General features: G+C 70.5%; 13 protein-coding genes. 8 read left to right on the top strand and 5 right to left on the bottom strand.

Translation table 11 applies throughout. From position 1 onward, the window contains the following. Positions 1–304: 304 nt before the first annotated feature. From acs to ACFY5C_RS08260, 5 genes are all read left to right on the top strand, one after another. A complete protein-coding gene (gene acs / locus ACFY5C_RS08280) occupies positions 305–2,263 on the top strand; it encodes an acetate--CoA ligase (protein ID WP_389441918.1) in 1,959 nt (652 codons plus the stop codon). A 219-nt stretch (positions 2,264–2,482) separates the two neighbouring features. Further along, positions 2,483–3,922 (top strand): Na+/H+ antiporter NhaA, encoded by a 1,440-nt coding sequence (gene nhaA / locus ACFY5C_RS08275; RefSeq protein ID WP_389441916.1) that lies wholly within the window; start codon positions 2,483–2,485, stop codon positions 3,920–3,922. A gap of 79 nt (positions 3,923–4,001) precedes the next feature. Beyond that, positions 4,002–4,505, top strand: coding sequence for a phage holin family protein (locus tag ACFY5C_RS08270; protein WP_389441914.1), 504 nt, complete (start codon positions 4,002–4,004; stop codon positions 4,503–4,505). After that, positions 4,502–5,440: an alpha/beta hydrolase gene (locus tag ACFY5C_RS08265; protein ID WP_328880228.1), complete on the top strand. Its 939-nt coding sequence runs from the start codon at positions 4,502–4,504 to the stop codon at positions 5,438–5,440. The genes ACFY5C_RS08270 and ACFY5C_RS08265 overlap by 4 nt, the downstream gene beginning before the upstream one ends. Before the next feature lie 127 nt (positions 5,441–5,567). Beyond that, positions 5,568–5,750: a hypothetical protein gene (locus ACFY5C_RS08260; RefSeq protein WP_369272531.1), complete on the top strand. Its 183-nt coding sequence runs from the start codon at positions 5,568–5,570 to the stop codon at positions 5,748–5,750. 42 nt (positions 5,751–5,792) lie between these two features. Here the strand turns inward: ACFY5C_RS08260 and ACFY5C_RS08255 are convergent, their stop codons facing one another. From ACFY5C_RS08255 to ACFY5C_RS08240, 4 genes are all read right to left on the bottom strand, one after another. Beyond that, on the bottom strand, positions 5,793–6,992 hold the full coding sequence (locus ACFY5C_RS08255; protein WP_389441912.1) for a MarP family serine protease: 1,200 nt from the start codon (positions 6,990–6,992) through the stop codon (positions 5,793–5,795). Between the two features lie 13 nt (positions 6,993–7,005). Next, positions 7,006–7,701, bottom strand: coding sequence for an NUDIX hydrolase (locus tag ACFY5C_RS08250; protein ID WP_389441910.1), 696 nt, complete (start codon positions 7,699–7,701; stop codon positions 7,006–7,008). A 211-nt stretch (positions 7,702–7,912) separates the two neighbouring features. After that, positions 7,913–8,953: an endonuclease III gene (nth, locus tag ACFY5C_RS08245; protein ID WP_389442213.1), complete on the bottom strand. Its 1,041-nt coding sequence runs from the start codon at positions 8,951–8,953 to the stop codon at positions 7,913–7,915. Positions 8,954–9,015: 62 nt separating this feature from the next. Continuing rightward, on the bottom strand, positions 9,016–9,159 hold the full coding sequence (locus tag ACFY5C_RS08240) for a hypothetical protein (RefSeq protein ID WP_389441907.1): 144 nt from the start codon (positions 9,157–9,159) through the stop codon (positions 9,016–9,018). Between the two features lie 366 nt (positions 9,160–9,525). On the opposite strand from ACFY5C_RS08240, the gene ACFY5C_RS08235 reads away from it, so the two are divergent. The 3 genes from ACFY5C_RS08235 to ACFY5C_RS08225 all read left to right on the top strand — a co-directional run bounded on the left by ACFY5C_RS08235 (position 9,526) and on the right by ACFY5C_RS08225 (position 12,125). Further along, positions 9,526–10,200 (top strand): Crp/Fnr family transcriptional regulator, encoded by a 675-nt coding sequence (locus ACFY5C_RS08235; protein WP_007492020.1) that lies wholly within the window; start codon positions 9,526–9,528, stop codon positions 10,198–10,200. A 142-nt stretch (positions 10,201–10,342) separates the two neighbouring features. Continuing rightward, positions 10,343–11,209: an NUDIX hydrolase gene (locus tag ACFY5C_RS08230; RefSeq protein ID WP_389441905.1), complete on the top strand. Its 867-nt coding sequence runs from the start codon at positions 10,343–10,345 to the stop codon at positions 11,207–11,209. Positions 11,210–11,294: 85 nt separating this feature from the next. Next, positions 11,295–12,125: an MBL fold metallo-hydrolase gene (locus tag ACFY5C_RS08225; protein ID WP_389441903.1), complete on the top strand. Its 831-nt coding sequence runs from the start codon at positions 11,295–11,297 to the stop codon at positions 12,123–12,125. Between the two features lie 42 nt (positions 12,126–12,167). On the opposite strand, the gene ACFY5C_RS08220 is transcribed toward ACFY5C_RS08225, so the two are convergent. Continuing rightward, positions 12,168–12,989, bottom strand: a complete 822-nt coding sequence (locus ACFY5C_RS08220) for a nucleotidyltransferase domain-containing protein (protein ID WP_389441900.1) — start codon at positions 12,987–12,989, stop codon at positions 12,168–12,170. Positions 12,990–13,110: the final 121 nt, after the last annotated feature.

Raw genomic sequence — 13,110 nt, 5'->3', positions numbered from 1 at the left:
TCCGGGCGGGGCGCCGACCCACGGAGCGGCTTTCCCGCCGGGTCGGCGTTTCGCCTGGACCGGGATGGGCTGGACCGGGATGGAATGTGAAAGGGATTACAGACCTGAACCGCGTCCGGACGGCGTCCGTGGGAACGGATGACCGCGGCGCGTTCACCCCGGCGTCCGGAAAGCACTCCGGGCCTCCCGGGACCACCCCGCCGACAGGTCTAAACCAATTTTCCGTCGACCCTTGTCATCGGGCCCCCGGGTCTGATGAGCTGTGGCCTGGGACACAACGGACACCCTGGGAAAGGGAGATGTCGTGAGCAACGAAAGCCTGGCCAACCTGCTCAAGGAAGAACGCAGGTTCGCACCCCCCGCCGACCTGGCCGCTGGCGCCAACGTCACCGCGGAGGCGTATGAACAGGCCAAGGCTGACAGGCTCGGCTTCTGGGCCGAGCAGGCCCGCCGGCTGACCTGGGCCAAGGAGCCTACCGAGACGCTGGACTGGTCGAACCCGCCGTTCGCGAAGTGGTTCAAGGACGGCGAGCTCAACGTCGCGTACAACTGCGTGGACCGGCATGTGGAGGCCGGACACGGCGACCGGATCGCCATCCACTTCGAGGGCGAGCCCGGCGACAGCCGCGCGATCACCTACGCCGAGCTCAAGGACGAGGTCTCCAAGGCCGCCAACGCCCTGCTGGAGCTGGGTGTTCAGAAGGGCGACCGGGTCGCGGTCTACATGCCGATGATTCCCGAGACGGCGGTCGCGATGCTGGCCTGCGCGCGTATCGGCGCCGCGCACTCCGTCGTCTTCGGCGGCTTCTCGGCGGACGCGCTCGCCACCCGGATCCAGGACGCCGACGCCAAGGTCGTCATCACCTCCGACGGCGGTTACCGACGCGGCAAGCCGTCCGCGCTCAAGCCGGCCGTGGACGACGCGGTCGCGCGCGTGGAGAACGTCGAGCATGTGCTCGTCGTCCGGCGCACCGGGCAGGAGGTCGCCTGGGACGACAGCCGCGACGTGTGGTGGCACGAGATCGTCGAGCGGCAGAGCGCCGAGCACACGCCTGAGGCGTTCGAGGCGGAGCACCCGCTCTTCATCCTGTACACGTCCGGGACGACGGGGAAGCCGAAGGGCATCCTGCACACCTCCGGCGGTTACCTCACCCAGACCGCGTACACCCACCACTCGGTCTTCGATCTCAAGCCGGAGACGGACGTCTACTGGTGCACCGCCGACGTCGGCTGGGTGACCGGGCACTCGTACATCGTGTACGGGCCGCTGGCGAACGGCGCGACGCAGGTCATGTACGAGGGCACGCCGGACACTCCGCACCAGGGCCGGTTCTGGGAGATCGTCCAGAAGTACGGGGTGACGATCCTGTACACGGCACCGACGGCGATCCGTACGTTCATGAAGTGGGGCGACGACATCCCCGCGAAGTTCGACCTCGGCAGCCTCCGGGTGCTCGGGTCCGTCGGTGAGCCGATCAACCCCGAGGCGTGGATCTGGTACCGCAAGAACATCGGCGGCGACCGCACCCCGATCGTGGACACGTGGTGGCAGACGGAGACCGGCGCGATGATGATCTCGCCGTTGCCGGGTGTCACGGAGGCCAAGCCCGGTTCCGCGCAGACGCCACTGCCCGGCATCGCCGCGACCGTCGTCGACGACGAGGCGAACGAGGTGCCCAACGGCGGTGGTGGCTATCTGGTCCTGACCGAGCCGTGGCCGTCGATGCTGCGCACCATCTGGGGCGACGACCAGCGGTTCATCGACACGTACTGGTCGCGGTTCGAGGGCAAGTACTTCGCCGGTGACGGGGCGAAGAAGGACGACGACGGGGACATCTGGCTCCTCGGGCGCGTCGACGACGTCATGCTCGTGTCGGGCCACAACATCTCCACCACGGAGGTCGAGTCCGCGCTGGTCTCCCACCCGTCCGTCGCCGAGGCGGCCGTCGTGGGTGCCGCCGACGAGACCACCGGGCAGGCGATCGTCGCCTTCGTGATCCTGCGCGGTACGGCGAACGCCGAGGACGAGGGCCTCGTCAACGACCTGCGCAACCACGTCGGCACCACCCTCGGCCCGATCGCCAAGCCGAAGCGGATCCTGCCGGTGGCCGAGCTGCCGAAGACCCGCTCCGGCAAGATCATGCGCCGACTGCTGCGGGACGTCGCCGAGAACCGCCAGCTCGGTGATGTCACCACGCTGACCGACTCGGCCGTCATGGACCTCATCCAGGCGAAGCTCCCGGCGGCGCCGAGCGAGGACTGAGCCGGCAAGCAGTCCGAGTACGGCAGGGACTGAGCACGACCGCGAAGGGCACCCGGCGTCAAGCGCGCCGGGTGCCCTTCGCGTACGTACGGTGGAACTCGACGGATGCACCCCGACGCACCCTTAGGTAAGCTAACCAAAAATAGCCTCACGCTCAGGTGCGCCGGGAAGTCTGGTCGGCATGTGTTCTGTCCTGCCCACCGACCGGAGGTCTTCCTCGTGGCCGCGTCCCGCACCACCGCTCCCGCCCGCAAGGTCTTCGCGCGGCTGTCCCTCCCCGAGCGGAACTTCGTCGCGGACGCGCTGCGCACCGAGACCGTCGGTGGTGTGCTGCTGCTCGTCGCCGCGATCGCCGCGCTGGTCTGGGCAAACGTTCCCGCACTGCACGACAGCTACGAGAGCGTCAGCCACTTCCACATCGGCCCCGAGGCCCTGGGGCTGGATCTGTCCGTCGAGCACTGGGCCGCCGACGGACTCCTCGCGATCTTCTTCTTCGTCGCCGGTATCGAGCTCAAGCGTGAGCTGGTCGCCGGCGATCTCCGGGACCCCAAGGCGGCCGTGCTGCCGGTCGTCGCCGCGCTGTGCGGGATGGCGGTGCCCGCGCTGGTCTACACGCTGACCAATGTCACCGGGGGCGGCTCGTCGGCGGGCTGGGCCGTCCCGACCGCGACGGACATCGCCTTCGCGCTGGCCGTGCTCGCCGTCATCGGCACCTCCCTGCCGAGCGCCCTGCGCGCGTTCCTGCTCACCCTCGCCGTCGTCGACGACCTCTTCGCGATCCTGATCATCGCGATCTTCTTCACCGACCAGATCGACTTCGCGGCGCTCGGCGGTGCCGTCGTCGGGCTGGTCGTCTTCTGGCTGCTGCTGAGGATGGGCGTACGCGGGTGGTACGTGTACGTTCCGCTCGCCCTCGTCATCTGGGCGCTGATGTACAACAGCGGCGTCCACGCCACCATCGCCGGCGTGGCGATGGGCCTGATGCTGCGCTGCACCCGGCGCGAGGGCGAGGAGCACTCCCCCGGTGAGCGCATCGAGCATCTCGTACGCCCCCTGTCGGCGGGTCTGGCCGTGCCGCTGTTCGCGTTGTTCAGCGCCGGCGTGGCCATCTCCGGTGGTGCGCTCGGTGACGTGTTCGTCCAGCCGGAGACGCTCGGTGTCGTCCTCGGGCTCGTCGTCGGCAAGACGATCGGGATCTTCGCCGGTACCTGGCTGACGGCACGTTTCACCAAGGCCTCGCTGAGCGACGACCTCGAGTGGGCGGACGTGTTCGCCGTGGCCACCCTCGCCGGCATCGGCTTCACCGTCTCGCTGCTGATCGGGGAGCTCGCCTTCGAGGGCGACGCCACGCTGACCAGCGGGGTCAAGGCCGCCGTGCTGGTCGGCTCCCTCATCGCGGCGACTTTGGCGACGGTGCTGCTGAAGGTACGGAACGCCAAGTACCGCGCGATGGTCGAGGCCGAGGAGCGCGACGAGGACGAGAGCGGCATTCCAGACATCTACGAGGAGGACACTCCGGAGTACCACCTGCGGATGGCCGCCATCCACGACCGTAAGGCCGCCGAGCACCGCCGTATCGCCGAGGAGAAGGTCGCCGCACGCCACGCGCTTGCCGAAGTGGCGGGCGGGGCAGGCGAGGAGGAGCAGCGTCGGGCATGATCTGACGGGACGGCACAAAAGACGGAACCGCACCCAGTCAGGCAGAAGACGGAACCGTGACTACGAGGGAGACCCCGCGATGAGCGCACCCGACGGCAGCCCGGTCGGCACCGAACGCAGCATCGGCCAGCTGTTCGCCTCGGCGACGACCGAGATGTCGGCGCTGGTGCACGACGAGATCGCACTGGCGAAAGCGCAGCTCAAGCAGGACGTCAAGCGCGGCGCGACGAGCGGCGGCGCGTTCACGGTGGCCGCCGCTGTGCTGGTGTTCTCGCTGCCGATGCTGAACTTCGCCCTCGCGTACGGCATTCGGACCTGGAGCGACTGGAACCTCGCGATCTGTTTCGTGCTGTCCTTCGCGGCGAACGTCCTCATCGCCCTCGTGCTCGCGTTGATCGGTGTCGTGTTCGCGAAGAAGGCGAAGAAGAGTCAGGGGCCGCAGAAGGTCGCCGCCTCGGTGAAGGAGACGGCGGGCGTCCTGCAGAAGGCCAAGCCGCATCCGCGTCCGGCCCCGGCGACGGCACCGGAGCTGGAGGGCCGGACGCCCCCGGCCATCGAGGCTGTGGCACGCTCGTCGTCATGACGGATCCCGCCACCCCCTCGGCGCAGCCTGCCTCGGTCGTACGACCCGATGGTCCCTGGACACACAGGGACGTAGCCGCCAATGGTGCGCGCTTCCACATCGCCGAGATGGGCGACGGCCCGCTGGTGCTGCTCCTGCACGGTTTCCCGCAGTTCTGGTGGACCTGGCGGCACCAACTCGTCGCCCTCGCCGACGCGGGCTTCCGGGCGGTGGCGATGGACCTCAGGGGCGTCGGCGGCAGCGACCGCACTCCGCGCGGTTACGACCCGGCCAACCTCGCCCTCGACATCACCGGCGTGGTCCGCTCGCTCGGTGAGCCCGACGCCGCGCTGGTCGGGCACGACCTGGGTGGCTATCTGGCGTGGACGGCGGCCGTGATGCGTCCCAAGCTCGTACGACGGCTCGCGGTGGCCTCCATGCCGCACCCGCGGCGCTGGCGTTCGGCGATGCTCTCGGACGTCAAGCAGACGAGTGCGAGTTCCTACATCTGGGGGTTCCAGCGGCCCTGGGTCCCTGAGCGGCAGCTGACCGCCGACGACGGGGCGCTCGTCGCGCGGCTGGTCCGGGACTGGTCGGGGCCGCGGCTGCCGGACGACGAGGCGGTGGAGACGTACCGCCGCGCGATCTGCATCCCGTCGACGGCGCACTGCTCCATCGAGCCGTACCGGTGGATGGTGCGCTCGCTGGCCCGTCCCGACGGCATCCAGTTCAACCGGCGCATGAAGCGCCCGGTGCGCGTCCCGACGCTGCATCTGCACGGCTCGCTCGACCCCGTGATGCGTACGCGCAGCGCGGCCGGCTCCGGAGAGTACGTCGAAGCGCCGTACCGCTGGCGGCTGTTCGACGGGCTCGGGCACTTCCCGCACGAGGAAGACCCGGTCGCTTTCTCCACCGAACTGATCAACTGGCTGAAAGATCCCGAACCCGATCGGTGACCGCGCCGATGCGCCCGGTATCCGGATCTGAACAGGTGTACTACGAACAGCCAATTGCCTGGCGCATAGGCCAATTGGGGGCCCTGGGGGCGGTTATCGACCTTGGGGCAGGGGCAGACGTCGGGGTATGGGCTGGACGCACGACTACAGTGACGCAGCACGCAATCGCCGCTCGGCCAGTGGGCTGAGCTCCCACCAGCGAGGTACCGCCCCGCAGATGCCGGGCTCGGACCTTCGGGTGGGCATTCCGCGCATCCTGCGCCGCCGGGCCCGCTGGGTCTCGGTGCGGCTGCGCCACCCGCGCACCTGACACCGGCCGCGCCCAGCAGCCCCTCGGCACCGACACCTGGGACTACAGCGCGCAGCTGTCGCTGTCCACCTGCTGGTTGGCGGTACGCCCCTTGACGATGTCTTCCTGGATCTCGTCCGCGGTGAGCGCGTAGCCGGTCTCGGCGTCGTCGAGGGACTTGGCGAAGACCACGCCGTACACCTTGCCCTCGGGCGTGAGCAGCGGGCCGCCGGAGTTGCCCTGACGCACCGTCGCGTACAGCGAGTAGACGTCACGGCGCACGGTGCCGCGGTGGTAGATGTCCGGGCCGTTGGCGGGCAGACGCCCGCGCACGCGCGCGGCACGCACGTCGTACGCGCCGTTCTCCGGGAAGCCAGCGATGATCGCGCCGTCGCCGCTCTCGGCGTCCGTGGCCGTGAACTGCAGTGCGGGCGCGTCCATGTCGGGCACGTCGAGTACGGCGATGTCGCGCTCCCAGTCATAGAGGACGACGGTGGCGTCGTACTTCCTGCCCTCGCCCCCTATCTGGACGGTCGGTTCGTCGACTCCGCCGACGACGTGCGCGTTGGTCATGATGCGGCGGTCGGCGAAGACGAAGCCGGTGCCCTCCAGTACCTTGCCGCAACTCGTCGCCGTGCCCATGACCTTGACGATGGAGCGCTGGGCGCGGGTGGCCACCGGGCTGCCCGCCAGGGCCGGGTCAGGGGGCCTGACCTCGTTGATCGGCTCGTTCGAGAACGGGCTGAAGACCTGCGGGAAGCCGTTCTGCGCGAGGACCGTGGAGAAGTCCGCGAACCAGGTGTCCGCCTGGTCGGGCAGGGCCCGAGAGACACCGAGCAGCACCTTGGAGCTACGGACCTCCTTGCCGAGCGTCGGCAGGGTGGTCCCGGCTAGCGCGGAGCCGATGAGCCAGGCCACCAGCAACATCGCCACCACGTTGACGAGGGCGCCGCCGGTCGCGTCCAGGGCGCGGGCCGGGGACCAGGTGATGTACCGGCGCAGCTTGTTGCCGAGGTGGGTGGTCAGCGCCTGGCCGACGGAGGCGCAGACGATCACGACGACAACCGCGACGACGGCGGCGGTCGTGCTCACCTCGGCGTTGTCGGTCAGCGCGTCCCAGATGACCGGGAGGAGGTAGACGGCCACGAGGCCGCCGCCGAGGAAACCGATCACCGACAGGATGCCGACGACGAAGCCCTGGCGGTAGCCCACGATCGCGAACCACACGGCGGCGACCAGCAACAGGATGTCCAGCACATTCACGGAGGCCACCCTGTCATGACCGCCAGTCGAGCGGGACCTGCTTACCTCTGTCCCAGGGCTGCTCCCAGCCCGAGTAGTGCAGCAGACGGTCGATGATGCCGGCCGTGAAGCCCCAGACCAGGGCCGATTCGACCAGAAATGCCGGACCTCGGTGCCCGCTGGGGTGGACGGTCGTGGCACGGTTGGCCGGGTCCGTGAGATCCGCCACGGGGACGGTGAAGACGCGGGCCGTCTCGTTCGGATCGACGACGTCGACCGGGCTCGGCTCGCGCCACCAGCCCAGCACGGGCGTCACGACGAAACCGCTCACCGGGATGTACAGCTTGGGCAGGACACCGAAGAGCTGGACGCCGCTCGGATCGAGACCGGTCTCCTCCTCTGCCTCGCGGAGAGCGGCCCGCAGCGGCCCGTCGGCCTGCGGGTCGCCGTCCTCGGGGTCGAGGGCGCCGCCCGGGAAGGAGGGCTGCCCGGCATGGGAGCGCAGTGAGCTGGCGCGCTCCATCAGCAGCAGCTCGGGCCCGCGCTCGCCCTCGCCGAAGAGGATCAGTACGGCGGACTGGCGCCCGGCGCCGTCCTCCGGCGGCAGGAAGCGGCTCAACTGCACCGGCTCGACCGTCTCCACCACCCGCACCACCGGGGCCAGCCAGGCCGGCAGCCCTTCATTGCTGAGCACCACCGGTCCGCCCTGTGTATCGCTCGCCCGCGTCATCGCCACCCCCCTCGTCCTGCCCAGTCCAACGCCCGACGGCACCTAGATCGTTCCGCACGCCCGCGCACCGAACGGCATCCCGTCCGCCCGGGGATGGCCGTACGACCACACGCCCGCGGGTGCTCGAACGGTTCCGGGCGGGCCGTACGCATGCGTGCCGGCCGTCGCCCGGTCCGTTCCGGGCCTGCGGTACGACCACTGCTCGGCCACGTCATCCGGCCCCCAGCGGCGGGGCCGGCTTACCGCCCGCGTCCAGGTAGGACTGCGGAGGCTTGAGGCGCTGGCCGGGGAAGCCGCCCTTTTCGTACTTGAGGAGCTTCTTCGCCTTCTCGGGGTCCGTCTCGCCCTCGCCGTAGGCCGGGCAGAGCGGCGCGATGGGGCAGGCGCCGCACGCGGGCTTGCGGGCATGGCAGATGCGGCGGCCGTGCCAGATCACGTGGTGCGAGAGGTCCGTCCAGTCGCTCTTGGGGAACAGTGCGGCGATCTCGGCCTCGATCTTGTCGGGGTCCGTCTGCTCGGTCCACTGCCAGCGCCGCACGAGCCGCTGGAAGTGCGTGTCCACGGTGATGCCGGGGCGACCGAAGGCGTTGCCGAGGACGACGAAGGCCGTCTTACGGCCGACGCCGGGCAGCTTGACCAGATCCTCGAGCCTGCCCGGGACCTCGCCGCCGTGGTTCTCCACCAGCGCCTTCGACAGGCCCATGACCGACCTGGTCTTGGCGCGGAAGAAACCGCACGGACGGAGGATCTCCTCGACCTCCTCCGGGTTGGCGGCCGAGAGATCCTCCGGGGTCGGGTACTTGCCGAAGAGCGCGGGCGTCGTCTGGTTGACGCGCAGGTCGGTGGTCTGGGCGGACAGGACCGTGGCGACCAGGAGCTGGAACGGGTTGTCGAAGTCCAGTTCGGGGTGGGCGTACGGGTATACGTCGGCGAGCTCACGGTTGATTCGGCGGGCGCGGCGGACGAGGGCGGTGCGGGACTCGGCCGTGGGGGGCTTCGGGGTGACGGTCTTGACGGCAGACGCGCCCTTCACCGAGGCGGTGGCCTTCTCGGGGACGATGGCCGGTTTTTTACTGACCGCCCTCTTCGTGCTCGCCCTTGCCACGGTCGCCTTCTTGGCACTCGCCGTTTTCTTCGCGCTCGTCGCCTTCTTCGCGCTTGCCGACTTCTTGGCGGGTGCGGCTTTCTCGGCGGCCGTCGACTTCTTGGCGGCCGTTGACTCCTTGACAGCCGTCGACTCCTTGGCAGCCATCGACTTCTTGGCGGCCGTCTGCTGCTTGGCGGCCGTCTGCTTCTTCGCGTCGGCGTCCTCCTTCACACCCGCTCCTTCGCGGCGGGCACGGCCTGCTCGGCTGCCGCAGCCTTCTTCGAGGGCGCGGCCTCCTTCGCGCCCGTCGGCGCCTTCGCACCACCCGGCTGCTGCCCGCCCGCGGCCTTCTCGGCAGAGTCCGATTTCACCGCCACTTTCTCGCCACGCGCCATCGCCTCACCCGGCGCCTTTTTCGCCGCTTTTGCCGTTTTCCGTCCGCCACCAGGGTCCTGTTCGCCCACAGCGGAATCGCGACGTACAACCACCCGCCCAGCCCCCTTGGCCTGTGCTCTCACCGGCGATTTGGACACTCGGCCAGCCTAAAGCCCGACACTGACATCCGCCCCGGACCCTGAAGATCGGCCCCCAATTGGACCCCTGCCGCTTACCTCAGGACACCTGTGCGGCATCCTTGTGACAGATCACACTGTTTGGACCGTCCGGCAAAATGGGGAACACGGTCCCCTGGTACGCGGGGGAGCGATCCCCTGAGCAGGTCGACAAGGAGAGAACTCGTGGACGACCCTCTGCGGCGCAATCCGCTCTTCGCGGCTCTCGACGACGAGCAGTCCGCGGAACTGCGCGCCTCCATGAGCGAGGTGACCCTCGCACGTGGCGACTCTCTGTTCCACGAGGGCGACCCGGGCGATCGGCTCTACGTCGTCACCGAGGGCAAGGTCAAGCTTCACCGGACGTCCCCCGACGGCCGCGAGAACATGCTTGCCGTCGTCGGCCCCGGAGAGCTCATCGGCGAGCTGTCCCTCTTCGACCCGGGCCCGCGCACGGCGACCGCCACCGCGCTGACCGAGGTCAAGCTGCTGGGCCTGGGCCACGGCGACCTCCAGCCCTGGCTGAACGCCCGCCCCGAGGTTGCCACCGCGCTGCTGCGCGCCGTCGCGCGCCGACTGCGCCGGACCAACGACGCGATGTCCGACCTGGTCTTCTCGGACGTCCCCGGCCGCGTGGCCCGTGCGCTCCTGGACCTCTCCCGCCGCTTCGGCGTGCAGTCCGAGGAGGGCATCCACGTCGTGCACGACCTGACGCAGGAGGAGCTGGCCCAGCTGGTCGGCGCGTCCCGCGAGACGGTCAACAAGGCCCTGGCCGACTTCGCAGGTCGCGGCTGGCTGCGCCTGGAGGCCCGCGCGGTGATCCTGCTGGACGTGGAGCGGCTGGCCAAGCGCTCGCGCTAGGCACACCGAGTCAGCGTCGGGCGCATCTCATGCCGTACGACGCCGGGGCCCCGTCTCTCCGTGAGGCGGGGCCCCGGCGCGTTCGGCAGCCCCTGATCGGCCACCCCTCGAACATCCGCTCACCAGGAGATAGCCTCCGCCCATGGCAAACGGGCAGTGGTACCCACCGGAGTGGCCGGACCGTATCCGCGCGCTTGCGGACGGAAGCCTCACCCCCGTCGCGCCGAAGCGCGCGGCCACCGTCATGCTGCTCAGGGACGCCGACACCGGCCCGGCCGTGCACATGCTGCGCCGCCGCGCGTCCATGGCCTTCGCGGGTGGGGCGTACGCCTACCCGGGCGGCGGCGTCGATCCTCGCGACGAGCATCAGATCCGCTGGGCGGGCCCCACGCGCGCGTGGTGGGCACAGCGGCTCGGTGTCGACGAGGCGGCGGCCCAGGCGATCGTCTGCGCGGCCGTGCGGGAGACCTACGAGGAAGCGGGTGTCCTGCTCGCCGGCCCCACCCACGACTCCGTCGTCGGTGACACCACCGGCGAGGACTGGGAGGCGGACCGCGCCGCTCTGGTGGCCCGGGACGGTTCGTTCGCCGAGTTCCTGGACCGCCGGGGACTGGTGCTGCGCTCGGATCTGCTGGGCGCCTGGACCCGCTGGATCACCCCGGAGTTCGAACCCCGCCGCTACGACACGTGGTTCTTCGTGGCCGCCCTCCCGGAGGGCCAGCGCACCCGCAACGCCTCCACCGAGGCCGACCGCACAGTGTGGATCCGTCCCGCGGAGGCCGCCGAGTCCTACGACAAGGGCGAGCTGCTGATGATGCCGCCCACCATCGCCACACTGCGCCAGCTGACCCCGTACGACAGCGCCGCGCAGGCCCTCGCCGCCGCTCCCGAACGCGACCTCACGCCCGTCCTGGCGCAGGCCCGCCTGGACGACGGCGAGATCGTGCTGTCCTGGCCCGGCCACGACGAGTTCACCAAGCACATCCCGACCGGCGGAGCCCCCGCATGACCTTGCCCGCAGTGTCCGCAACGCCCGCGGTTTCGGAGTTTCCCGAAGTTCCCGCGGCGTCGACAGCCCTGGAAGGCCCCCTCGTATGACGGACGCAGCAGCCCTCCCCGGCCAGCCGCGAGGCGGGGTCCTCTCCGGGCCCGCCACCGCCCGCGCCGTCAACATCCTCGCGCCCAACCCCTCCGCGATGACTCTGGACGGCACGAACACCTGGCTGCTGTCGGAGCCCGGCTCGGACCTGGCCGTGGTGGTCGACCCGGGCCCGCTGGACGAGGGACACCTGCGCAATGTCGTCGACACGGCCGAGAAGGCCGGCAAGCGCGTCGCGCTGACGCTGCTCACCCACGGCCACCCGGACCATGCCGAGGGCGCCGTACGGTTCGCCGAACTGACCGGCACACGCGTGCGTGCCCTCGACCCGGCGCTGCGGCTCGGCGACGAGGGGCTCGGCGCCGGGGACGTGATCGACATGGGCGGCCTGGAGTTGCGGGTCGTCCCGACGCCCGGCCACACCGCCGACTCGCTCTCCTTCCACCTCCCGGCCGACCGGGCCGTCCTGACCGGCGACACGATCCTGGGACGCGGCACCACGGTCGTGGCGCACCCCGACGGCCGCCTGGGCGACTACCTGGACACCCTGCGGCGGCTCCGGTCCCTCACGGTCGACGACGGCGTGCACATCGTCCTCCCGGGGCACGGCCCCGTCCTCGACGACGCCCAGGGCGCCGTCGAGTTCTACCTCGCCCACCGCGCGCACCGCCTCGCCCAGGTCGAGACGGCGGTCGAGGACGGCTACGGCACCCCGGCCGAGGTCGTCGCCCACGTGTACGCGGACGTGGACCGCTCCCTGTGGCCCGCGGCCGAGTTGTCGGTGCGGGCGCAGCTGGACTACCTGGAGGAGCACGGGCTCATCTGACCGGCCCATCCGGTCGAGCCGAGGGCTGCCTTCTGAGCGTCTTCAGTCGGGCCTGGGGGCTTTGACGCCGTGCACGCGCGCGTACTCCGCGGCAAGCCAGGGACCGAGATCCTCGACGTACGACCGCAGGACAGCCGCGTCGCCCGTCGGCTCCCGTCCGAGGAGTGCCGCGGTCCGCATCTGCTCGGCGCGCGCGGGGTAGTACGAGCCGAAGGCTTCCGCCATCTCCACCAGGTCGCTGGTCCACCCGCCCCAGCGCGGCATGACGAGCGTGAACCCCGTCCGCACCAGATGCCGCGACATGAACCGGACGAGCGGCCGTCGGGCGTCATCGCTGTCGTCGGCGCCGGCGATCCGCGCCCGCCACCGAGGCAGCAGGAGGCCGAGATCGCCGTTCGTCTCGCGCGCGAGCAGCGAGTCGGGCCGGTAGCGCGGCAGATACTCGGCGAGATCGTCCCCCAGAAGGGGCGTACAGAGGCAGGCGACGAACCACCCGCCGTCGTACCGCTCCAGGTCACTCAGCAGCTGCCTGCGGCTGCACAGCAGCGTGCCCGCCCCGTCGATCTGCGCGAACTCCTTGTCCAGCCCCTCGTCGAGCCCGCGCGCGTCCGCGCGGTCCGCCTCGGTCGGCTCCTCGCGCAGGGCGACCAGCAGATCCAGGTCGCTGCGCCCCACGCGCGCGGTGCCCCGCGGAATGGACCCGTAGAGGTACGCGCTGTGCAGCCGCGCCCCGAACACATCCAGCAGGCGGTCGCGCGCGGCGGCGACGACGGGCCGGAACGCGCGGGGGACGCGCTCGAGCGCCCCTTCGCGCGCGATGTACCCCTGGGCGTCCAGCCCACTGCGGAGGACGGTTTCAGCCATGGGGCCACCTTGCCCTGCCGGGAGGGCGGCGGGCCGCTCATTTACGGTGCCGTTCAGCGATGTTCAACCTCTCCGGGCGGCCGGCACCCCGCCCGGCACCCGGCGGCCGGCACCCGGCGGC

The sequence above is a fragment of the Streptomyces sp. NPDC012935 genome, from assembly GCF_042900345.1.
GTDB lineage: Bacteria > Actinomycetota > Actinomycetes > Streptomycetales > Streptomycetaceae > Streptomyces.
This window is presented reverse-complemented; position numbering and strand designations above follow the sequence as displayed.